Here is a 22,500-nt window from a genome sequence, read left to right on the forward strand (position 1 = left end):
GTTTTCCGGTAGCAGCTTCTTCTATTCATGGGGCGAGGCAAAAAGGGGCAGCTCATGAGCAATGGCGACGACATCATCGGCACCGAAACCGCCCCGGAGGATGCCTACATGCTGGATCGTCGGCTTGTTGCGCAGATTCTCTATGCCGTGGACACCAACGATCAGGATCGTCTGGCTGCGCTCATGGAGCCGCTGCATGCGGCGGATATCGCTGACCTTCTGGAGCAGATCAACGCTTTTGACCGGGCGCGGCTAATCCGCCTTTATGATCGCGAGTTCGACGGTGAAATCCTGTCTGAGCTGGATGAATCGATTCGCGAAGAAGTCATTTCGATTCTGACACCGCAAGTTCTGGCCGAAGCGGTGCGGGATCTGGACAGCGACGATGTGGTTGATCTGGTCGAGGATCTCGAAGAGCCGCAGCAGGAAGCCATCCTCGAAGCGCTTGAGGATTCCGACCGGATCGCGGTCGAGCAATCGCTGAGCTACCCTGAAAGCTCCGCCGGGCGTCTGATGCAGCGCGAAGTGGTGATGGCGCCCGAACACTGGACCGTGGGTCAGGCCATCGATTTCATGCGTGAGCGTTCAGACCTGCCAGCGCAGTTCTATCACGTGGTGGTGGTCAATCCGCGCCTGCACCCGGTTGGTAACGTCACCCTTGGACGGATCATGTCCTCGCGCCGGGATGTGGCTTTGAGCGATCTGTTCGAAGAGACATTTCAGGTGATCCCGGTCGATCAGGACGAAGAAGACGTCGCCTATGCCTTTAACCAGTACCACCTGATATCCGCTCCTGTGGTCGACGGCGAGGGGCGCCTTGTCGGCGTAATCACCATCGACGATGCCATGGCGGTGCTCGATGAAGAGCACGAAGAAGACATCCTGCGCCTGGCAGGGGTCGGCGAAAGCTCTTTGTCGGACAGTGTGGCGGAAACCTCCAAGCGCCGTTTGCCGTGGCTGGGGGTCAATCTTGTGACCGCGATTTGTGCTTCGATGGTGATTTCACAGTTCGAAGCGACCATACAGGAAATCGTCGCCCTTGCGATCCTGATGCCCATCGTGGCCTCCATGGGCGGCAACGCAGGCACCCAGTCGCTGACCGTTGCCGTGCGGGCGCTTGCCACGCGCGACCTGACGGACTCCAACGTCTGGCGAGTTATCCGCCGTGAGATCCTTGTTGGCATGCTCAATGGCCTTGTTTTTGCGGTCGCGCTTGGGATCGTTGGGATGATGTGGTTCAGCTCTCCGATGTTGGGTGCGGTCATCGGCGGGGCGCTGGTCATCAACATGATGATCGCGGGTCTTGCGGGAACCGTGGTACCGGTTGTGTTGGACAAAATAGGCGTCGATCCGGCGCTGGCCTCTGGCACATTTGTGACGACCACAACCGATGTAATGGGCTTTTTCATCTTCCTCGGAACCGCTTCTATGGTGCTGCTATGACCGAACTGGCCCACGTCAAAGTCGCCGCACGAAAGGCAGCTTTTGCGCGCCGAAAGGCGGCCTTTGAACTGAAAAAGCCGGGCGTGGCCGGGCATCTGTCGGAGGTGCTGGCAGGATACCGGGGTGTCCCGCTCGCGGGATACATGCCGATCCGCACCGAGATCGATCCGATGCCCGCCATGGCCGAAGCGGCTGCCCATGGCGATGTGGGGGTTCCGGTGATCCAAGGGGAGGGGCTGGCGCTGCGGTTCAGCCGCTGGCAGCCCGAGGGCGCGCTACGTGATGGGCCGTTTGGGGCCAAGGTGCCCCAGGTCGATGATTTTTTTGAGCCCGAGATCGTGATTGTGCCGCTGGTCGCCTTTGATCTGAGTGGTGGGCGGCTGGGTTATGGCGGGGGCTTTTATGATCGCACCCTTGAGCAGCTGCGGGCGCGGCGCGCGACCCTTGCCATCGGCTTTGCCTTTGATGCGCAAGAGGCCGATAGCCTGCCGCTTGAGCCGACCGACCAACCGCTTGACATGATCGTTACCGAAAGCCGGATCGTTCAGTTTCCGCGGTGAGGCCCCGCATTGTGACCTCATATCCATCCTGAATGCTGTCTATACTGGCAGCAGGGCTTGCTCTGCCCGGCTGCGCTGCCTAGGAGAGAGGTCATGAGGATACTGTTTCTAGGCGATGTGATGGGCCGCGCCGGGCGCCGCGCCATCACCGAGAACCTGCCGCGTCTGCGTCAGGAGTGGCGGCTCGATTTCGTTGTCGTTAATGGCGAGAATGCCTCAAATGGCATGGGGCTGAGCGGCGACCACGCCAAGGCTCTGCTCGACGCCGGGGCGGATTGCCTGACGCTGGGCGATCATGCCTTTGACCAGAAGGACATGCTGCAGTTCATCGAAAAAGAGCCGCGTATCCTTCGCCCTCTGAATTTTGCCAAGGGCGCGCCGGGGCGCGGGTACCGGCTGCTCAACGCACCCGGCGGGCGCAAGGTGCTTGTAGCGCAGGCGCTGGGCCAGGTTTTCATGAAGCGCGCCTATGACGATCCCTTCGGTGCGGTCGAAGGGGTGTTGAAAGCGCACCCGCGCGGCGGACTGGCGCAGGCGGTGATCGTGGACATGCACTGCGAAGCGACCTCCGAAAAAATGGCCATGGGGCATTTTTGCAATGGAAAGGCGTCGCTTGTGGTGGGCACGCATACCCATGTGCCGACTGCCGATGCGCAGATACTGTCTGAAGGTACCGGTTATCTGACGGATGCAGGCATGTGCGGCGATTATGATTCTGTCATTGGCATGGAAAAGGCCGAACCCATGCGGCGGTTTCTTACCGGCATGCCGAAAAGTCGCTTCACCCCGGCCAATGGAGACGCGACTCTGTCGGGTGTTTATATCGAAACTGACGACAGAACGGGCGCAGCCAAGGTCATCCGCATGGTGCGTGAAGGTGGGCTGCTGCAAAAGGAAGGCCCAGGTTCCTGAAGAGGCGGACGTTTGTTCCAAACCTGAGCATTCTGCTGGCCGAGTATCCGAAATTTCGCATCTGTCCTGAGGAGAGGGCGCAAGCCCTTGCCTCACCCTGCCGGATCGGGAACACTCAGTGCTGGCATGGTCTGCGACTATGAGTGATACGGTGGCAGGCATCAGTTCAACGAATGTGAGTTATTGCCGGATATGCAGGTTGTTCAAATCGCTGAGAACGGAAATGCCCTTCTCGCACTGTTGATCGTTGCGGCGATGTTTTTGGCTTTTTTGAAAGAAACCTACCCGACCGAGGTCGTGGCCTTGGCCGGTGTATCGCTGATGCTGGCAACGGGGGTCTTGCCATATGACGCGGCGCTGCCTGTCTTGTCGAACCCTGCGCCCTGGACGATTGCGGCCATGTTCATCATCATGGGGGCCCTGGTGCGCACGGGGGCGCTGGATGCCTTCACTCAAGTTGCGCGCAAACAGGCAGAGGTAAACCCCCGGCTTGCAATTGCCCTGTTGATGGCCTTTGTCGTTGCTGCTTCGGCGATCGTGTCCAATACGCCGGTGGTGGTGGTGATGATCCCGATCTTCATCCAGATCGCGCGCACGCTGGATGTATCAGCCTCAAAGATGCTGATCCCGCTCAGCTATGCGGCGATCCTGGGCGGGACCCTGACGCTGATCGGGACCTCTACCAATCTGTTGGTCGATGGTGTCGCCCGCGCACAGGGGCTGGCGCCCTTCACGATTTTCGAAGTGACACCGTTGGGGCTTATCCTGGTGGCCTGGGGTATGCTCTACTTGCGTTTCATCGCGCCACGGCTCCTGCCGGAGCGGGAAAACCTGGCAAATCTTCTCAGCGACCGATCCAAGATGAAGTTCTTCACCGAGGCCGTGATTCCACCGGACAGCAACCTTGTGGGCCGTGAAGTGACCGGAGTGCAGCTTTTCAAACGGCCTGGTGTGCGCCTGATTGACGTGATCCGGGGCGATGTTTCGCTGCGCCGCAATCTCAAAGGGGTTGAGCTACAGGTCGGAGACCGGGTCGTCTTGCGCACTCAGATGACCGAATTGCTGAGCCTGCAACGCAACAAGGAACTGAAGCGCGTCGATCAGGTGTCTGCGGTGGAGACCAAGACCGTTGAAGTTCTGGTAACGCCGGGGTGCCGACTGGTGGGGAGGTCCCTCGGGGCAATGCGCCTGCGTCGCCGGTATGGTGTTTACGTCTTGGCGGTGCATCGCCGCAATCAGAACATTGGCGTGCAACTGGATGACCTTGTGGTTCGGGTTGGCGACACCCTGTTGCTCGAGGGCGCGCCCGCCGACATCCAGCGTCTTGCTGCGGATACCGACATGGCGGATGTCTCTCAGCCAACACAGCGGGCCTATCGCCGCAGTCATGCGCCATATGCCATCCTAGCGCTGATCGGGATCGTGGTGCTGGCAGCCCTTGGTGTTGCGCCGATCCTGATGCTGTCGATCATCGCGGTCGCGCTCGTTCTGGTCAGCAGGTGCATCGATGCCGACGAGGCGTTTTCCTTCATCGATGGGCGCCTTCTTGCTTTGATCTTCTCCATGCTCGCGATAGGGGCGGCGCTGGAAAGTTCTGGCGCGGTGCAGATGATCGTCAGCGCGCTTGCGCCCGGGCTGTCGGTACTGCCCCCCTTCCTGATGGTTTGGGCCGTCTATCTGTTGACTTCGATCCTGACCGAGCTTGTGTCAAACAATGCGGTGGCCGTGGTGGTCACCCCCATCGCAATCGGTTTGGCGCAGGCCATGGGACTTGATCCGCGACCCCTTGTGGTTGCGGTAATGGTGGCCGCATCGGCCTCCTTTGCGACGCCCATAGGATATCAGACGAACATGCTTGTGTACGGCCCCGGTGGCTATAGGTTCACTGATTTCCTGCGCGTTGGTATTCCATTGAACCTGAGCATCGGCCTCCTGGCCTCGGCATTCATTCCACTCATCTGGCCGCTGTGAAGCCGCCTTACATCGGCCAGAAGATCAGGATGGCAGGGATCGAAACAGCGACAATCAGGATCTCAAGCGGCAGGCCGATACGCCAGTAGTCCCCAAAGTGGTACCCCCCGGGACCCAGCACCAGCGTGTTGTTCTTGTGCCCGATAGGGGTGAGGAAAGCCGCCGAGGCTGCGACAGCAACCGCCATCAGGAATGGGTCGGGCGAAACACCAAGCGCGCTTGCCATCTGGATGCCCACCGGCGCCGCGACAATCGCGGTGGCTGTGTTGTTCAGCACATCCGAAAGGGTCATGGTGACCACCATCAGCACCGTGAGGATTGCCCAGGCGGGCAAACCTTGGGTGAGGTTAATCAGGCCGTTTGCAATCAACTGCGTGCCGCCTGAGCTGTCCAGTGCGGCGCCAAGCGGGATCATCGATCCCAAGAGCACAACAACGGGCCATTCCACGTGGTCATAGATCTCGGCTACGGGCAGGATTTTGGCCAATACATAGCTGATGGCCACGAGCCCCAGTGCTACTGGCAGGTAGACAATGCCGACAGAGGCCGCGAGCACGGCGGCCGCGAAAAGACCAATGGCGAGCCAGGTCTTGTCGTTTTCGGTGACGGCCAGGCCGCGCTCGGCAAGCGGCAGGCATCCCAGCCATTCCGTGACATCCGCGCCGCGCTCGCGCGGGCACAAGAGCAACAGGATATCTCCCGGTTCGATTACGGTCTGACGGATATGGCTGGTCAGACGGCGACCCTGGCGCGAGATACCCAGCAGAACGGTGCTTTGGCGCCAGGCCAGACCGACGCCCTGGGTCGTGCGCCCATTGACGCGGGACGTCTCGGGCACCACCACCTCGACCAGTTCAAGGCCCTCGCCTGCCGCGGTCAGCTTTTCCTTTCGGGCGGCATCAGTGAAATCGAGCGAGAGGGCGGTGCGGAATTCGTCGAGTGCCTCCGGCGTTGCTTCGATCACGAGTGTGTCGGCGGCGCGCAGGCTGTATCCCGTGGCTCGCCCATAGATACGCTTGCCATCGCGGATCAGGCCCAGGATGGCCACATCCGCCTTTTCGGCCTCAGCGTCCAACGCGCCAAGCCGCTTGTCGATCAGGGAGGAGCCTTCGGGCACGGTCAGCTCGGCAATGTAGTCGGCGATCTGTGCTTCGGAGGCTCCGGCGGCGTTCTCCCGCTGGGGGATCAGGCGCCAGCCGATCAGAGCCACAAAGGCCAGTCCGGCGATGGAAGCCACCAACCCCACAGGGGCGAAGTCGAACATTTGAAAGGGCGCGCCAAGGCTTTCGTGCCGGATTGAGGCAATGATTATGTTGGGCGGTGTACCGATCAGCGTCACCATACCACCGAGGATCGTGGCAAAGCTGAGCGGCATCAGGCTAAGGCCCGGTACGCGGCCTGCTTTGCGTGCGGTCTGGATGTCGACAGGCATGAGCAAGGCAAGGGCCGCAACATTGTTCATGAAGGCCGACAGTACCGCGCCAACCCCGCCCATCAGGGCAATGTGGAGTCCCAGCTTTCGGGTGCTGTCCACCAAGGTGCGTGTGATCAGGAAAACGGCGCCTGAGCGCACCAATCCGGCCGAAACGATCAGTACAAGGGCAACCACAAGCGTAGCGGGGTGACCAAAGCCCGCAAAGGCGTCCTTGGCAGGAACAACACCAAGGAGAACCGCGATCATCAAGGCGGAAAAGGCCACCAGATCATAGCGGAAACGTCCCCATAGAAGCATGGCAAAAACTCCCGCGAAGACCGAAAAAAGAATACCTTGATCAACTGTCATTTCTGCGGTTCCCTAAACAAATTCCGGTGTCTCAAGGTGATTTATGCCATTTCTAAAAGCCAAAGTGCATCAAAGCTATGGGCGTTGCAGGCACAAGCCCGATAGTTTGCCGGGCAAGAGCGATTTTGAATGGCGTCAATCACATGTGAATGCAATGGACTATTTTCTGTCGCTAGACGGGCTTTCTATTTCGCCTAGCGCCTTGCATTCCACATGGGCGCCCCCCACGGGCGATTGGAGCGATTGGAAGCCGCCCGAGCTGTGGCAGTTCTTGTCGCAGGTGACCTTTCGACAGGATCTGAACGGGCTGTTCCCAATGCAGGCGGAACAGGACGCTTATCTTGCCTCCCTTCGGCTTGAGGCATTTGATCTCGACATAGTGATCCTGGCGGTGCGGGCTCCCGCGCCGCGGCTTGCCCTTCTTTGGGCGGAGGCGATCGATCAGGGGGCCTCTGTCGTGCAGTCCCTGATCACGAAAGAAAATTACCCAAAGATTGCTAAAATTATTCAGGAAATCATGAACCTGCCGGACGTGGATTGACTTGCAAGTCAATATTCGTCCCTCTATATTGATCTCCAAGTCAATTATAGCCGGAATCATTCCATGTCTTCTGCAGCAGCTTCGTCCCCTTCAGTTGAATTGTTTGACCATGATGGCGGCGGGGGAGTTGACCTTTCCGGCGGTCTGGCTTCTGCGGAAGATCTTGCCGCGCTCAAGGAGGCAGCCCGAGATGGGCTGTCGCCTCAGGATTTTCATAGTTCGGTGACGTCGTTGGCGCGGGAAATCGCGCGGTTGCAAACGGGGCATGCAGTCAGCCGGATGATTTCCGAAAGTGGTCTGAGCATGGTCGAGATTGCGGAGCGGTACGGTTTTCAGCCCGCAACTCTGTCGCGCTGGGCGAATGGCGTTCCCAAAAGCGGGGCTGAACTGACATCTGTGATTGCCCTGGCTGAAGCCTTGGGGTTCAGCCTGAAGCTGTCCGTCGAAAAGAAATGACACTTCGCTGGATCGGCATTGGCATTCTGATCCTTTTTCTTGTTGTGGTTGGAGTTACGTTTTCTGGTGCCGTACAAGCCTTCATATGTGCTTACGGCTGGGCGCCTGCCTTTGTGGACCTTCTGACGCTTGTGCCTGCATTGTTTTCCGTCTGGTTCCTGGTCGAAGGGACGTGGCGGGAACAGGTCAAGGGGAGCCAGCCCGGTGTCGTTGGCGAGGTGCACAGAAGTTTTGCCGCAAAGGTGCTCGAAAAAGCTTCGCAACTGCCGGTGGTGATTGTTGTCGTCTTCGTGGTCGGTCTGGCCAGCAAGACGATTCTGACGAGCGCCGCTCTGGTGGCACCAATCCCTTGCGGCTAGCAAGACCTGCCTGTATCAAACGCTCCGACACGCAAAACACCGCTAAGAATGGAGACCGGCGCATGGCAGGCCACTCAAAATGGGCGAATATTCAGCACCGCAAAGGGCGCCAGGACGCGGCGCGCTCGAAACTCTTTTCCAAGCTGGCCAAGGAAATCACCGTGGCCGCGAAAATGGGCGACCCGGATCCTGATAAGAACCCGCGTCTGCGTCTGGCGGTTAAGGAAGCCAAGAGCCAGTCGGTCCCCAAGGACGTGATTGAACGTGCGATCAAGAAAGCGACCGGCGGCGATGCGGAAAACTACGACGAGATCCGCTATGAGGGCTACGGCCCGAACGGCGTTGCAGTGATCGTCGAGGCGATGACCGACAACAAGAACCGCACCGCATCGACCGTGCGCTCTACCTTCACCAAGAATGGCGGCAACCTGGGGGAGACCGGATCGGTTGGCTTCATGTTCGACCGCAAGGGCGAGGTGACCTATCCGGCCTCAGTTGGCGATGCGGATACCGTGATGATGGCCGCGATCGAGGCGGGCGCCGAGGATGTGGAAAGTTCGGAAGACGGCCACATCATCTACTGCGCTGACACCGATTTGAACGAGGTGTCGAACGCACTGGAAGCGGAATTGGGCGAATCTGAATCGACCAAGCTGATCTGGAAGCCGACCACCACCACCGAGCTGGATCTGGAAGGCATGCAGAAACTGATGAAACTGGTGGATGCGCTGGAAGATGACGATGACGTGCAGCGGGTGACCACCAATTTCGAAGCCTCTGACGAGGTGATGGCGCAGCTTTGACGGCGTAACGCACTGCGGAAATGAAGATAGGCCCGCCAATGTGCGGGCCTTTTCCTATGTCGCGGGTCCTTAGTCCAGACTGCGATAGCGCAGAATGTTGCCGCGCGGCAGATACATCAGCTCAAGTTCCAGATCGGTGATCTGCTCAATCGCATAGCAAGCGGTATCGCCGGTTTCCTCTTCCAAGGTCCACAGGTAGGGGCCGCCGCCCTCGAACGTGCCACAGCTGTCCCATATCGCGATGTATTCGCGGCTGGTGAACTGGTCATCATAGCTGTTGTCGAGTTCAGCGCCGAGGACATTGAAGCGGGCGCTCGGGTCATCAACCGAATACCAGGTGCCCTGCAGGGTATTGAGAATATTGTCGTTTATCGTCCAGGGGCGCGTAGTGACGTTGCGCAGCACAACGTCGGCCGTGCGGTCATAGAAGTCCACGATGTCGCCGTCGACAAAAATCGGCGTGCCGGGTGACAGCTGCTGCATCAGGTCAAAAAGAGCGGAGGGCGTGCGCCAGTCTTCGGTGACGTAGAAGGCGGTGCCTGAGGCGTGGAAGTTGCAGACGCGCTGTCCTTCATAGCTGCAGCCCTGCATGATGGCTGCATCGGCATAAGGCTCCCCATGGGTGCCGGGGGTCGCCCTGTCGGCCGGCTCCGCCGTGCCCGGAGGCGTCGCGGGTGGCGGCGCTGCCGCATCGTCTACCAGCGTCAGGGTGAAATGGCGCGCCGTCTCGCCGGTATCGAGCTGCCGGAACCCGGTGCTGTCATATCCCCGGGCTGCGCAGTTCTCGTCACCGTGAATGGTAAAGACATCCGGCGTGGTGCAGAAGGCGTAATCGCCGCTGGCAAACGGCGCGCCTGCATCGGTGGCGAGGTAATAGTAGTACCGGTTTTGCAGATCGCCGCGCACAGGCTCCTGGCAGTCGCCATGGTCAATGTTCCACCAGCCCTTGGAAATCCAGCTTTTGCCTTCGGCATAGCCGACTGCGATGCTGAGGCTGCGCCCCGACGAATTACAGATCTCTAACCCCGCAAAGACCGGGCTGGCAAGCAGACTGATGGCAAAGGCAAGACCCGATACCGCGGCTTTCATGGTGTGTTCCTCGCAAGCTGTCCGCGCAGCCTAGGTGGGCGGCCTCACCGCGGCAAGGCAAAGGCCGGTACGCAGTTAATTCCTGATAAGATACTGCCGGGCAGTTTCGACGACCGCTCGCGTGACGGGGGCAAGGGCAGGGGCCATGACCCGGCTGACCTGCCAGCCAAGGGGAACGTCCAAGGCAGTGCCGGGGAGGAGTTCGACCAAGTGGCCGCTCGCAAGCTCTTCTTCAACGAGAGAAAGTGGGTTCATCCCCCAGCCGAGGCCCGCCCTGGCGGCATCCACAAAGGCTTGGCTTGAGGGAAGGAAGTGCGCAGGCGGGGTCAACCCGGGAGCGACATGCCTCTCCATCCAGAAGCGTTGCAGCGCGTCCTTGGCATTGAAAATCAGACAAGGGGCTGCCGACAGGGTTGCCACATTGATGCCTGCCGCGAAATAGCGGTCTAGGTAGGCGGGGCTCGCGGTGGCCACATACCGCAGCGCACCCAATTCAAAAAGATCGCAGCCCGTCACCGCCTTGCTGCCATGTGTCACGGCCGCAGAGACCTCCCCGCGCCTCAGCCAGTCGGCGCTGTGATCCTGATCGTCAATGACCAGGTCGAACAGCAGGTCGGGGCAGGCGGCCATGGCGGGGACGAACCAGGTGGCAAGGCTATCGGCATTGATCGCGCAGCGTAGCTGGGCGGCTGTGCTATCCGCGGGCAATGACAAATCGCGTGCGATCTGCCCCTCAAGCAAGGCAACATCCTCGGCGTGTTTGGCGAGGCGCAGCCCAGCCGCAGTGCCGATGCAGGGCTGCCCACGATTCACCAAAACGGTGCCGATCCGGTCTTCAAGGGCCTTGATCCGCTGGGACACAGCCGAGGGTGTGACATTCAGCGCATGGGCGGCTGCCTCAAAGGAGCCATGGCGTAAAACCGCTCCCAGAGCAGCCAGTTGGTTGGGCGCAAGCTGCATTAGAAAATCTTAATCAGGGGAAGTACCTTTAATTGGATTATCCCCTCGCGGTGAAATAGTCAAAGCCACAGATCAAGATCAGCAACAGGATCGTCTCTCATGTCGTCTAGCCTTGTTTCCGGTTTCGCGCTTGGCTTCAGCCTAATCATGGCGATTGGTGCGCAGAACGCATTTGTGTTGCGCCAAGGATTGCGGCAGGAGCATGTGTTTTGGATATGTCTGACCTGCGCGGGTTCCGATGCCGTCTTGATCTATGCTGGTGTGGTGGGGGTTGGTGCGGTTTCTGACGCCATTCCCGGTTTTGAACTCGTCATGCGGTTGGCTGGTGCGGGGTTCCTGATCTGGTATGGCGCGCGTAGCCTGTTGGCGGCCCGACGCGGTGGGGAGGCACTGAAGCCAGAGAGCGGTCAAACTTCAAAGGCGCTCTTGCCTGTGCTGGCCACGGTTCTGGCGCTGACCTGGCTCAACCCGCATGTCTATCTCGATACAGTCGTTCTGTTGGGCAGCATTTCCGCTCAATATCCTCAGCCGCTGTTCTTTGGGTTGGGCGCCATGCTGGCGAGTTTTGCCTTCTTCTTTTCTCTTGGATACGGGGCGACCTTGCTGGCGCCCGTCTTTGCCCGGCCCCGGTCCTGGCAGGTGCTTGAGATTGTCATTGGCCTAACCATGTGGGCTATCGCCGCAAAGCTGTTGCTGATGTGACGCAGGGGGCGGCGGCGCAGGGGAAGTGACGTTGAGAGTAATTGTCATGTTCAGGGTTGTGCCCGCCTTGGTTTGGGTGTTCTTTCTTGCATCATGAGTGATCCGCAGCAGACAGAGAAAACAGTCCATAATCCCGTAAAAGGCATCTTCTGGATGCTTGTCACCGGTCTTTGTTTCGTGGCGGTCACAGCCCTTGTAAAATACCTTGGCGGGCGTATCCCTCCGGCTCAGTCTGCCTTTCTTCGCTATCTGCTTGGCCTTGTGTTTCTGATCCCGATGATCGGTGCGTTAAGACGCGCAACGCTTACGCCAAAGCTCTGGGGGCTTTTTGCGGGGCGCGGGGCGCTTCACACGCTTGGCGTCATGCTGTGGTTTTTTGCCATGACGCGAATACCTTTGGCCGAAGTCACGGCGATGAACTACCTGGCGCCGGTTTATGTGACCCTTGGTGCGGCAGTGTTTCTGGGCGAAAAGCTGGCCATGCGCCGGATAGCGGCCATCGCCGCCGCGCTGATCGGGGCGGTGATCATCCTGCGGCCCGGTTTTCGTGAAATTTCACCCGGACATATCGCAATGTTGATTGCCGCCGTGGCCTTTGGTGGATCCTATCTCTTGGTGAAGTTTACGGTAGATGGGACCAATCCAACCGTTGTCGTTGCGATGCTGTCGCTTTGGGTGACGGCGGGGCTGGCTCCCTTTGCCATAGCGGTCTGGGTGACGCCGACGCTGGCTGAGCTGGCCATTCTGTTTGGTGTTGCTTGTTTCGCCACTGCGGGCCATTACACCATGACACTCGCCTTCTCAGCAGCGCCGGTCGCGGTCACGCAGCCAGTCACGTTTCTGCAACTGATATGGGCGACCCTTCTGGGCGCTGTGGTCTTTGACGAGGCAGTGGATATCTGGGTGGTCTCGGGAGGTGCGCTCATCTTGGGCGCAATAAGCTTTATCACCTGGCGCGAGGCGGTATTGAAACGGCGCGCGATTACGCCACCGGTTCCGGCCACCAAGGTCTAGGACGCGGTCAGAACGTCTTCACGAAAGGGCCATGTCCACAACGCGATGCGCTGCGGCGCGGGCGGCTTCGGGATCGACGCTGCCTTCTGTCTGTGCGGCCTGCAGCCAGACCCCGTCCATATAGCACTGCAGCGCCTGACGCGCGGTTTCCACGCTGGCCTCGGGAACCAGACGCCGCAGCTCTGCCAGAAAGTGGCTGCGTACTCGCGAGCGGTTGATCCGGTGCAGCCGCGACAGGCGCGGCGAATAGGGCGCGCTGGCCCAGAACTGCATCCATAGGCTGCACTGTGGCACGGTAAAAAGATCGTCGGAGAAATTGGCATCCATCACCGCATAAAGACGCTCTTTGGGGGTTCTCGCCTGTCCGTAGCCTTTGACCATCGCCCGTCTCAGCTTGCGCAACAGGTGGCGCATGGTGGCTTCCATCAGCCCTTCTTTTGAGCCGAAGTAATAGTTGATCGATGCGGCCGATGCGCCAGCCTCGGCGGCGATCTCTGCCATTGTCACAACACCATAGCCGCGTTTGTGCACGGCCACGATTGTGGCTTCGATCAGCTCTTCGTTGCGGATGTCACGGATACGTTTTCTGCCCATGTCGCAGTTTTGCGGCACATGGGCGTCGGTTTCAACCGCTGTTATGTTGGTTTTAAAAGTTGTATCGCGATTTAAAAAATGTTTGGCTTGCTCGTAGGACGTGATAGGGACTGCAATGGCCCGTTAACAACTGCGGCAGGCGCCGGTGTGCCTGTCAGGACAGGAAGCCCAGGAGAGCGCCGATGCCTGCACCCAACATTCTGATCCTGATGGTGGACCAGTTGAACGGAACATTGTTCCCGGATGGGCCAGCGCAGTGGTTGCATGCGCCCAACCTAAAGAAACTTGCGGCGCGCTCGACCCGGTTCGCCAATGCCTATACTGCATCGCCGCTTTGTGCGCCGGGACGCGCCAGTTTCATGTCCGGGCAGCTTCCGTCACGTACCGGCGTTTACGACAACGCCGCCGAATTTGGCAGCGATATCCCTACCTATGCGCACCACCTGCGCCGCGCTGGGTATTACACCTGTCTCAGCGGCAAGATGCATTTTGTCGGCCCCGATCAGCTGCACGGGTTCGAGGAGCGCCTGACCACCGATATCTACCCGGCCGATTTCGGCTGGACGCCGGATTATCGCAAACCCGGAGAGCGGATCGACTGGTGGTATCACAATATGGGCTCGGTCACTGGGGCAGGTGTGGCTGAGATCTCCAACCAGATGGAGTATGACGACGAGGTTGCCTATCACGCCAAGGCGAAATTGTACGATCTGGCCCGCGGCAAGGACGACCGGCCATGGGCGATGACCGTCAGTTTTACCCACCCGCATGATCCCTATGTCGCGCGGAAGAAATACTGGGATCTATACGAGGATTGCGAGCACCTGCTGCCGGAGGTTCCGGCGATGGAATACGCCGAGCATGACGCCCATTCCAAGCGGATCTTTGACGCCAACGACTGGCGCAGCTTTGATATCACTGAAGACGACATCCGCCGCTCGCGCCGGGCCTATTTCGCCAATATTTCGTACCTGGATGACAAGATCGGCGAGATCCTCGAGGTGCTGGAAACAACCCGGCAAGAGGCGATCATCCTGTTTGTCTCGGATCATGGTGACATGCTGGGCGAGCGCGGCCTGTTGTTCAAGATGAGCTTTTTTGAGGGCTCGTCGCGCGTGCCCTTGATGATCTCGGCACCGGATCTTCCGGCAGGGCGCATTGATGCGCCGGTCTCGACATTGGATGTGACGCCAACCTTAGGGGCGCTCGCCGGGTTGGACCTGGCAGAGATCGAACCCTGGACCGACGGTGAAAGCCTGGTTCCCCTTGCGAAGGGCAAAGAACGCACCGCGCCTGTGGCGATCGAATACGCGGCCGAGGCGTCCTATGCGCCGCTGGTCTCTCTGCGCTACGGCAAATGGAAGTACAACCGCTGCGCGCTGGATCCCGATCAGCTCTTTGATCTGGACACAGACCCACACGAGCTGCGCAATCTGGCGGAGGATCCGGCCCATGCGGGAACCCTGCAGAGCCTGCGGGCCAAATCCGAAGCCCGCTGGGACCTGGCGCGTTTTGACGCCGATGTCCGCGCCAGCCAGGCCCGCCGCTGGGTCGTCTATGAGGCGCTGCGCCAGGGCGGCTATTACCCCTGGGACTACCAGCCGCTGCAAAAGGCCTCGGAACGCTACATGCGCAATCACATGGACCTCAACGTGGTTGAGGAAAACGCCCGCTTCCCGCGCGGCGAATGACACCCCCTTTCAGAACGGTAGAGAGCATGACACATCCTGCACAGCCCAAAGCCAGCCATTTCATCAACGGTGAATACGTCGAGGACACCAACGGCACTCCGATCCCGGTGACCTATGCCGCCAGTGGCGAGGAGATCGCAACCGTCTATGCCGCAACCCCCGAGATCGTAGAGCGGGCGCTGGCCTCGGCCAAAGAAGCGCAAAAGACCTGGGCCATGATGAGCGGCACCGAGCGCGGTCGCATCCTGCGCCGGGCTGCCGATATCATGCGCGAGCGCAATCATGATCTGTCGGTGCTGGAAACCTACGACACCGGCAAGCCTTTGCAGGAAACGCTGATCGCAGATGCCACCTCGGGTGCCGATGCGCTGGAGTACTTCGGCGGCCTTGCAGGCAGCCTGACCGGTGAACACATTCCCTTGGGCGAGGACTGGGTCTACACGGTTCGCGAGCCGCTTGGGCTTTGCGTCGGGATCGGCGCCTGGAACTATCCGACGCAGATCGCCTGCTGGAAGGGGGCCCCCGCGCTGGCCTGCGGCAATGCGATGGTGTTCAAGCCCTCCGAGACAACACCGCTGTGCGCGCTGCAGGTGGCCGAAATCCTGCATGAGGCAGGCCTGCCCGCCGGGGTCTACAACGTTATTCAGGGCATGGGAGAGGTTGGCGGCGCGCTCGTCACCGATCCGCGCGTCGACAAGGTCTCGCTCACAGGGTCGGTGCCCACCGGCAAAAAGGTCTATGCGGCTGCGGCCGAGGGTATGAAACATGTGACCATGGAGTTGGGCGGCAAATCGCCTCTGATCATTTTCGAGGATGCCGATATCGACAATGCCGTGGGCGGAGCCATCAACGGCAACTTCTATTCCTCCGGACAGGTCTGCTCCAACGGCACGCGGGTCTTTGTACATAAGGACATCAAGGAGAAGTTTCTTGCGCGTCTGGCCGAGCGCGTTGGCGGTGCGGTTATGGGCGATCCGCAGGATGAGACCACGAACTTTGGCCCGATGGTGTCCGAGCGGCAGATGGAGATCGTTCTGGGCTACATCGAGCAGGGCAAGGCAGAGGGCGCGCGGCTGATCTGCGGGGGCACCCGCGTAGACCGGCCCGGATATTTTATCGCGCCGACCGTTTTTGCCGATGTGACCGACGATATGGTGATCGCCCGCGAAGAGATCTTTGGCCCGGTCATGTCGGTCTTGGATTTCGAGGATGAGGCGGATGTGATCGCCCGCGCCAATGACACGGAATTCGGCCTGTCCGCCGGTGTCTTCACCAGCGACTTTACCCGCGCCCATCGCGTCATCGGCCAGCTTGAGGCCGGGAGCTGCTTTATCAACTCTTACAATGACGCGCCGGTCGAAGCGCCCTTTGGCGGGGTAAAGGCCTCGGGCGTGGGGCGGGAGAATTCCAAGGAGGCAATCAAGCACTTCGGCCAGGTCAAATCCGTCTATGTGCGTATGGGCGATGTGGAAGCGGCGTTCTGACTGCCCTTCCGGTCAACGCCCACCCACCCGCCCCGTTGCCCGGAAGGGCAGTCATGTGGCGAGAGCGAAAGAAACCCCTCTACGGCCTTTTGCCGGTGATGGAGACAAGCGATGAGAGCTGACTATGTAATCGTTGGAGCCGGTAGCGCCGGCTGTGCCATGGCCTACCGCCTGTCGGAGGCCGGGAAGTCTGTTCTGGTCATTGAACATGGCGGCAGCGACGCGGGCCCCTTTATCCAGATGCCGGGGGCGCTGTCCTATCCGATGAACATGTCGCTCTACGACTGGGGCTATAAATCCGTGCCTGAGCCACATCTCAACAACCGCCAGTTGGTCACCCCGCGCGGCAAGGTGATCGGTGGGTCCTCTTCGATCAACGGTATGGTCTATGTGCGTGGTCATGCAGGCGACTATAACCACTGGGCCGAAAGCGGCGCCGCGGGCTGGTCCTATGCCGATGTGCTGCCCTATTTCAAACGGATGGAGACCTGGGACGACCGCGGCCATGGCGGTGATCCGGACTGGCGCGGCTCCGACGGCCCGCTGCATGTGACGCGCGGCCCGCGCGATAATCCGCTGCATGATGCCTTTGTCACCGCTGGCCAACAGGCGGGCTATCCGGTCACTTCCGATTATAATGGCGAGCAGCAAGAGGGCTTTGGCCCAATGGAGATGACCGTCTATAAGGGCCAGCGCTGGTCAGCCGCCAATGCCTATCTGAAACCGGCCTTGAGGCGCGAAAACTGTGACCTGATCCGGGGCCTTGCCCGCAAGGTGGTGATCGAGGATGGCCGCGCCGTCGGCGTGGAGATCGAGCGCGGCGGCAAGGTCGAGGTCATCCGCGCCAATGCCGAGGTAATCCTGTCAGCTTCTTCGCTGAACTCGCCCAAGCTGCTGATGCTCTCGGGGATTGGTCCGGCGGCCCACCTGGCTAAGCATGGGATTGATGTGATCGCAGACCGTCCGGGAGTTGGAAAAAACCTGCAGGACCATCTGGAGTTCTATTTCCAGTTCGCCTCAAAACAGCCGATCACGCTCTACAAGTACTGGAACCTGTTCGGAAAGGCGCTGGTCGGGGCGCAGTGGCTCTTTACAAAGACCGGTCTTGGCGCCTCCAACCAGTTCGAAAGCGCCGCCTTCATCCGGTCCGACAAAGGGGTGGATTACCCGGACATCCAGTATCACTTCCTGCCCATCGCGGTGCGCTATGACGGTCAGGCAGCGGCCGAGGGACACGGATTTCAGGCCCATGTGGGACCGATGCGATCGCCTTCGCGCGGAGAGGTCACGCTCACATCGGCCGATCCCAAGGACGATCCACGGATCTTTTTCAATTACATGTCAACCGAACAGGACTGGATAGATTTCCGAAAATGCGTGCGTCTCACGCGGGAGATCTTTGCTCAGGACGCGATGAAGCGCTTCGTGAAACACGAGATCCAGCCCGGTGATGCCCTGCAAACGGATGAGGAAATCGACGGGTTCATCCGCGAGCATGCGGAAAGCGCCTATCACCCCTGCGGCACCTGCAAGATGGGCGCGGTGGATGATCCGATGGCGGTGGTCGACCCGGAGTGCCGGGTGATCGGCGTCGAAGGGCTTCGCGTGGCAGACAGCTCGATCTTTCCGCGGATCACCAATGGCAATCTCAACGGGCCTTCGATCATGACAGGCGAAAAGGCGTCCGATCACATCCTGGGGCGGCGCCTGCCGTCCTCCAACGCGCAGCCATGGTTCCACCCGGATTGGCAGAACAGTCAAAGATAGCCCGCACAGACCACCATGTTCGCCTATCAGAGGTGACATGGTGGTAGAACTCTCCTATCGTGACGTCCGTTTAGGGGCGATCAATCTAGGGGGAGGCACATGAGAAGGCTGCAAATGGGAGCGTTGCTATCCGCCGGTGCGATCACATTGGCGGGCTGTTTCGGCTCAACAGAGACGGTGCCGGTCAATCTCGACTTTTCCCGAACGAACTATGGGTTCATTAACTCCGGCGGATATGCTGCGGGCAGTTTTTTTGCCTGGGACAGGAAGCAGGATGAGCTGGTGTTCCTCGGCACGATTCCGGGGTTTGAACCGCCTGCTCCGGGGCGGGGGCGGGATGTGGTTGCGGCCTATGCGGGTGGGCTGGAAATCGGCGGCGAATATGGGACCTACGGTCGCCTGGCCCGTGCCAAGGCAGATGCCTGGGTGCGCAGTATCTCGGCCTTCGAGATCAAGAACGGGACGCGTGTTGCCTATAACGATGTCTACACCAAGATCACCGACCACCTGAACAAGAACACGGCGACCGGCGGCAGTCTTGTCGAGGAATGGGGGATCACCGAAGCGATCGCAGACCCGGATCAGCTGTTCATCATCATCAGGGATGTGACCTACGGGGATGCCATCAGCCTGCAAGTCGATGCAGAGGCGGCCGCCGATGGGTCTTTGTCGGTGCCTGTCAAGGACGGCAGCATAAAGGTGCGCCTCAATGGCCGCGGGCTTGAGGGGATCGCAGGTGACAACATAGAAATCACCTTCTTTGTCTATGTGCTGGAACCCTACTGGAAGCAGAAAGATGGGGTGCAGACGCTTGCGGTGCGGCGCGTCAGGTCCGAGGACATCTCGGGTTTACCCGCTTTGCTGAGGCGGGTCGGGGAGGAGAGCTGACGACTGGGTACCGCAAGCGCATCTTCGAAAAAAATGCATTTCAGCGGGCGACTTGATCCGCGTCAAAGTGAGGGGGTTCGGGCTGTTCTACTGTCCACAAGACAGATGAAGAGAAGGAGCGAACAGATGTCCAACACACCGCATGAACTGGCCGAGGAATTCCCCGACAAAGTAGCTGCAATCAGCGCGTTGAAGCAGTCCGACGCCCATTTTGCCAAGCTGGCGGACGAGTATCACGAGATTAACCGCGCCGTGCATCGCGCGGAAACGAACGTGGAGCCGGTCGAGGAGCTGGCTGAGGTCGAAATGCGCAAAAAGCGTGCCGCCCTTAAGGATGAGATCTGGGGCATGCTGGCCAAAGTCTGATCTTTTGATGTTCTTTAGATGGTTTGTGGGGTCCGCGGAGCGGGCCCCTTTTTGCTGCATGAATGTGCCCGATCAACTGACCTCGTAAGGCAGCACGCCGCGCGCGTTGGCATTGATGCTGAGCCGCCGCTCTAGGGGTGGAACAGATCTCTGGTGGCAATCCTTGCGCTCGCAGATGCGACAGGAAATGCCGATCGGTTCATAGGCGGAAGCATTCGTCACATCCAGACTGTCGGCATAGACCAGCGCTTCCGCGTGACGTACCTCGCAGCCAAGCGCAATGGCGTAGCGCCGCACAGGCGATCCAAAGGATCCACCCGGTTTCGACACATCCCGCGCCAAGGAGATGTAGCGGACACCATCGGGTGTTTCCGCAAGCTGGCGCAGGAAGCGGCCCGGCGTTTCAAAGGCCCGGTGCACGTTCCACAAGGGGCAGGCCCCACCAAAGCGGGCAAATTGCAGGCGCGTGGCTGAATGGCGCTTGGTGATGGTTCCGGCCTGATCTACCCGCACAAAGAAGAATGGAATACCCTTGGCGCCGGGGCGCTGCAGGGTCGAGAGGCGATGGGCGACCTGCTCGATTGAGGCGCCAAAGCGCGTGGCCAGAATTTCCAAGTCGTGACGGCAATTCTGCGCTGCCGACAGGAACCGCCCATAGGGCATCAGTGCTGCACCGGAAAAGTAGTTGGCGAGGCCAATCTTGGCGATGGCGCGGGCCTCACTCGTCTGGAAGCGGGCAAAGTCGAGCGTCGCCTCCAGAAGATCGTTCTGTGCCAGCAAGGCGACCTGCAAAAGAAGCTGGAACACCTGTGTTGAAGGCGCGGTTCTACCGGATAGCCGCAGCGTTTTCGTTGCTGCATCATAGCCGCGCAGGCCTGTCATCTCGGCCATCTCCACGGTGATCCCCGCAGTCTCCAGTGCCGACAGCGCGGCCATACGAACATCTGCCTCTCCGGCGAACCGTTCGGCGGCGCGGTCCACCGCGTCGATGTAGTTGTCGCAATAGTGAAAGAAGTCCCTCACTTCCTCCCAGGGGCTGGCCTGAATGCGGGCATCCTCACGTCCGAGCGCCTCATCAAGGGAGGCAAGTCTTTCATGCGTTTGCCTGTAGGCGCGGTGCAGTGTGAGAAAAGCGCGCGCCAGAGCTGGGGCATTGGATGCAGTGAGGCGCAGATCCGCGAGCGGCGGTGGATCGTCCGCAAAGACGGGGTCTGCCATGGCCTCTCGCATGTCGCTGACAAGGCGTTCGCTGTCACCGGCGCTCAACTCGGTCACGTCCATCCCGAACTCCTGAGCCAGTGCGAGAACCACAGTCGTGGACACCGGACGGTTGTTATTCTCCATCTGGTTCAGATAGGGAAGGGAGACCCCCAGCTTGGCCGCAAAGGCCTTTTGGGTCAGGTCAAGCCGGGTCCGCATTTCGCGCAGCTTGGCGCCGGCATAAAGTTTCTGGGTGGCCATCGGGCGTACCTTTGCAAATCTCACGCCCCGCTAGTGTATAAATGCAAACCTCTCTCGGCAAGCCGAGAGAGGCCGAGGTCAAAGGCGCAACGCTTTCTCGCGCTTTATGACCAGTATGATTGCCACAAGGCCCAGAATAGCAGTTGCGAACATGATGGCCAAAAGGGGAACCGCAGTTGCTCCGGGCACCAGAACCCAGCCAGCCATAGCGCTGAGGCCTGCGCCGCCGCCGATCATGATCGCGCCGCTGAGACCCGATGCAGATCCCGCCAGGTGCGGACGCACGGATATGGCGCCTGCGGTCGCGTTGGGGATTGCCATGCCATTGCCGATGCCAACAAATGTCATGAAGCCAAAGAAGGTATAAAGGTTGTCCAGCCCTGCGATTGCGATAGCGAGGGACACGGCCACGCCGCCGCCATTGATGACACATCCCCAGAGAACCATCCGATTGACGCCAAGCGCGGTTGAGTATCGGCCCGAGACGAAATTTCCCAGGAAATAACCGACCGCCGGGGCGGAGAAGCACAGACCCAGGACGGCTGGGTCAAGATTGTAGACTTGTGTTCCGACAAAAGGAGCTCCGCCCAGATAGGCAAAGAACGCGCCGGAGGCGAGGCCGGAGGCCAGCGAATACCCCCAGAACCGGGGAGATCGGAACAACTCGGGGTATTCACGGAACTGGGCGATCAGTGTTTTGCCGCTCTTTTGCGCGGTCTCTCCGAAATCGAAGTAGGTCAGCGCATAGGTGGCGAGGCCAAGGACGACCAGCAGCCAGAAATTTGCCTGCCAGCCAAAGGCCTGGTCGAGCACGCCGCCGATCGCGGGGCTGATCATTGGTACAACGGCCATGCCCATGGTGACATAGCCGATCATGCTGGCCGCTTTGTCGGTGTCGTAAATGTCCCGCACCGCAGCCCGGCTCAGGACCATGGTGGCCGCAATGGCAGCCTGTGCCATCCGGAAGAACAGGAACACCTCGGCGTTTGGGGCAAATATGCAGCCAAGGGTGGCGAGCAGAAACAGAAGGATACTGGTCAGAATGACAGGTCTGCGACCCATTTTGTCCGATATCGGACCGACAAGGATTTGCACGACAGCGTTCACGCCCAGATACAGTGCTACAGAGAGCTGCATCAGGCGATAGTCCACTTCGAAATAGGCCGCCATCCCCGGAAGGGAGGGCAGAAAGACATTCATCGCGAGGGCTGAGATCCCGGCCAGAAGGATCAGCGTGCCAATATGGGGTGGTGAAAATGTAGGCGCGGTGCCGCCGGATTTAGTTGTCATGGCAAGGATCTAATGCAGCCTTGCCGCCTTGTCCATCAGCACAATTCCACACAGCTATGTGCGCTCTAGGTCAGGTTTCAGTGCGGCGTTGTGTTCAATCTGTCGGGCTGTCGCTGAGATCAGGGCCGGACATTGGGGCAACAGTTGGCTGTCCATGCGCGCTTGCAAATCACACCCTAGCTCCTGCTGCAGGCGAGCGCAGCGAGTGTAGGGCGGGTCACTGTTCGGCGATCACGGATTTGTCGTCCCGCTCGCCTCCGGCGCCGGGCCTTTACCCAAGTCGGCAAACACCGCCAAGTGGTTGGCTCCCGGCTGGTTTGGGTCTCTGAATGGGGGCGTTGGGCTGGGGCGAACATGCCGCCTTTG

General features: G+C 59.9%; 21 protein-coding genes. 15 read left to right on the forward strand and 6 right to left on the reverse strand.

The annotated features are described in order from the left end of the window. Nucleotides 1-54: 54 nt before the first annotated feature. The 4 genes from mgtE (at nucleotide 55) to INS80_RS13535 (ending at nucleotide 4,886) form a co-directional block, all read left to right on the forward strand. On the forward strand, nucleotides 55-1,443 hold the full coding sequence (mgtE, locus tag INS80_RS13520) for a magnesium transporter (protein ID WP_192966135.1): 1,389 nt from the start codon (nucleotides 55-57) through the stop codon (nucleotides 1,441-1,443). Continuing rightward, a complete protein-coding gene (locus tag INS80_RS13525; RefSeq protein WP_192966136.1) occupies nucleotides 1,440-2,003 on the forward strand; it encodes a 5-formyltetrahydrofolate cyclo-ligase in 564 nt (187 codons plus the stop codon). The genes mgtE and INS80_RS13525 overlap by 4 nt, the downstream gene beginning before the upstream one ends. A 93-nt stretch (nucleotides 2,004-2,096) precedes the next feature. Then, nucleotides 2,097-2,915, forward strand: coding sequence for a TIGR00282 family metallophosphoesterase (locus INS80_RS13530; RefSeq protein WP_192966137.1), 819 nt, complete (start codon nucleotides 2,097-2,099; stop codon nucleotides 2,913-2,915). 192 nt (nucleotides 2,916-3,107) lie between these two features. Further along, entirely contained in the window at nucleotides 3,108-4,886 is a 1,779-nt protein-coding gene (locus INS80_RS13535; protein WP_192966138.1) for an SLC13 family permease, read from the forward strand. 7 nt (nucleotides 4,887-4,893) lie between these two features. On the opposite strand, the gene INS80_RS13540 is transcribed toward INS80_RS13535, so the two are convergent. Beyond that, complete coding sequence (locus INS80_RS13540) at nucleotides 4,894-6,669, reverse strand: SLC13 family permease (RefSeq protein ID WP_192966139.1); 1,776 nt, start codon at nucleotides 6,667-6,669, stop codon at nucleotides 4,894-4,896. A 154-nt stretch (nucleotides 6,670-6,823) separates the two neighbouring features. Here INS80_RS13540 and INS80_RS13545 point away from each other — a divergent pair, with 154 nt between their 5' ends. From INS80_RS13545 to INS80_RS13560, 4 genes are all read left to right on the forward strand, one after another. After that, entirely contained in the window at nucleotides 6,824-7,210 is a 387-nt protein-coding gene (locus tag INS80_RS13545) for a YhfG family protein (protein ID WP_226892624.1), read from the forward strand. A gap of 63 nt (nucleotides 7,211-7,273) precedes the next feature. Further along, nucleotides 7,274-7,666, forward strand: a complete 393-nt coding sequence (locus INS80_RS13550; RefSeq protein WP_192966141.1) for a helix-turn-helix domain-containing protein — start codon at nucleotides 7,274-7,276, stop codon at nucleotides 7,664-7,666. Next, nucleotides 7,663-8,025, forward strand: a complete 363-nt coding sequence (locus tag INS80_RS13555) for a hypothetical protein (protein WP_192966142.1) — start codon at nucleotides 7,663-7,665, stop codon at nucleotides 8,023-8,025. The genes INS80_RS13550 and INS80_RS13555 overlap by 4 nt, the downstream gene beginning before the upstream one ends. Before the next feature lie 62 nt (nucleotides 8,026-8,087). After that, nucleotides 8,088-8,828, forward strand: coding sequence for a YebC/PmpR family DNA-binding transcriptional regulator (locus INS80_RS13560; protein ID WP_192966143.1), 741 nt, complete (start codon nucleotides 8,088-8,090; stop codon nucleotides 8,826-8,828). Nucleotides 8,829-8,897: 69 nt separating this feature from the next. On the opposite strand, the gene INS80_RS13565 is transcribed toward INS80_RS13560, so the two are convergent. Then, nucleotides 8,898-9,917, reverse strand: coding sequence for a DUF1036 domain-containing protein (locus tag INS80_RS13565; protein ID WP_192966144.1), 1,020 nt, complete (start codon nucleotides 9,915-9,917; stop codon nucleotides 8,898-8,900). A 75-nt stretch (nucleotides 9,918-9,992) separates the two neighbouring features. Then, nucleotides 9,993-10,877 carry a LysR family transcriptional regulator ArgP gene (locus tag INS80_RS13570; protein ID WP_192966145.1) on the reverse strand — a complete coding sequence of 295 codons (885 nt, stop codon included), beginning with the start codon at nucleotides 10,875-10,877 and terminating at the stop codon, nucleotides 9,993-9,995. Nucleotides 10,878-10,976: 99 nt separating this feature from the next. Between INS80_RS13570 and INS80_RS13575 the strand changes: the two genes are divergently transcribed. Together INS80_RS13575 and INS80_RS13580 are read left to right on the forward strand one after the other, a co-directional pair. Continuing rightward, on the forward strand, nucleotides 10,977-11,579 hold the full coding sequence (locus INS80_RS13575; protein ID WP_192966146.1) for a LysE/ArgO family amino acid transporter: 603 nt from the start codon (nucleotides 10,977-10,979) through the stop codon (nucleotides 11,577-11,579). Nucleotides 11,580-11,672: 93 nt separating this feature from the next. Continuing rightward, nucleotides 11,673-12,593: a DMT family transporter gene (locus tag INS80_RS13580; protein WP_255430530.1), complete on the forward strand. Its 921-nt coding sequence runs from the start codon at nucleotides 11,673-11,675 to the stop codon at nucleotides 12,591-12,593. An 18-nt stretch (nucleotides 12,594-12,611) separates the two neighbouring features. On the opposite strand, the gene betI is transcribed toward INS80_RS13580, so the two are convergent. Further along, nucleotides 12,612-13,187 (reverse strand): choline-binding transcriptional repressor BetI, encoded by a 576-nt coding sequence (betI, locus tag INS80_RS13585; RefSeq protein ID WP_192966147.1) that lies wholly within the window; start codon nucleotides 13,185-13,187, stop codon nucleotides 12,612-12,614. A gap of 182 nt (nucleotides 13,188-13,369) precedes the next feature. On the opposite strand from betI, the gene betC reads away from it, so the two are divergent. The 5 genes from betC (at nucleotide 13,370) to INS80_RS13610 (ending at nucleotide 19,383) form a co-directional block, all read left to right on the forward strand. Further along, nucleotides 13,370-14,878, forward strand: coding sequence for a choline-sulfatase (betC, locus tag INS80_RS13590; RefSeq protein ID WP_192966148.1), 1,509 nt, complete (start codon nucleotides 13,370-13,372; stop codon nucleotides 14,876-14,878). Between the two features lie 26 nt (nucleotides 14,879-14,904). Further along, the gene (gene betB / locus INS80_RS13595) at nucleotides 14,905-16,362 is read left to right on the forward strand and encodes a betaine-aldehyde dehydrogenase (protein ID WP_192966149.1); all 1,458 of its coding nucleotides are present in this window, start codon (nucleotides 14,905-14,907) and stop codon (nucleotides 16,360-16,362) included. A gap of 111 nt (nucleotides 16,363-16,473) precedes the next feature. Beyond that, complete coding sequence (betA, locus tag INS80_RS13600) at nucleotides 16,474-18,129, forward strand: choline dehydrogenase (RefSeq protein ID WP_192966150.1); 1,656 nt, start codon at nucleotides 16,474-16,476, stop codon at nucleotides 18,127-18,129. Nucleotides 18,130-18,228: 99 nt separating this feature from the next. Then, nucleotides 18,229-19,017 (forward strand): hypothetical protein, encoded by a 789-nt coding sequence (locus INS80_RS13605; RefSeq protein WP_192966151.1) that lies wholly within the window; start codon nucleotides 18,229-18,231, stop codon nucleotides 19,015-19,017. Between the two features lie 126 nt (nucleotides 19,018-19,143). Next, on the forward strand, nucleotides 19,144-19,383 hold the full coding sequence (locus tag INS80_RS13610) for an HP1242/YdcH family protein (RefSeq protein WP_192966152.1): 240 nt from the start codon (nucleotides 19,144-19,146) through the stop codon (nucleotides 19,381-19,383). 72 nt (nucleotides 19,384-19,455) lie between these two features. Here the strand turns inward: INS80_RS13610 and INS80_RS13615 are convergent, their stop codons facing one another. Both INS80_RS13615 and INS80_RS13620 read right to left on the reverse strand, forming a co-directional pair. Continuing rightward, nucleotides 19,456-20,844, reverse strand: coding sequence for a helix-turn-helix domain-containing protein (locus INS80_RS13615; RefSeq protein WP_192966153.1), 1,389 nt, complete (start codon nucleotides 20,842-20,844; stop codon nucleotides 19,456-19,458). Between the two features lie 78 nt (nucleotides 20,845-20,922). After that, nucleotides 20,923-22,134 carry a multidrug effflux MFS transporter gene (locus INS80_RS13620; protein WP_192966154.1) on the reverse strand — a complete coding sequence of 404 codons (1,212 nt, stop codon included), beginning with the start codon at nucleotides 22,132-22,134 and terminating at the stop codon, nucleotides 20,923-20,925. Nucleotides 22,135-22,500 lie beyond the last annotated feature (366 nt).

The sequence above is a fragment of the Phycobacter azelaicus genome (assembly GCF_014884385.1).
Taxonomy (GTDB): Bacteria; Pseudomonadota; Alphaproteobacteria; order Rhodobacterales; family Rhodobacteraceae; genus Phycobacter; species Phycobacter azelaicus.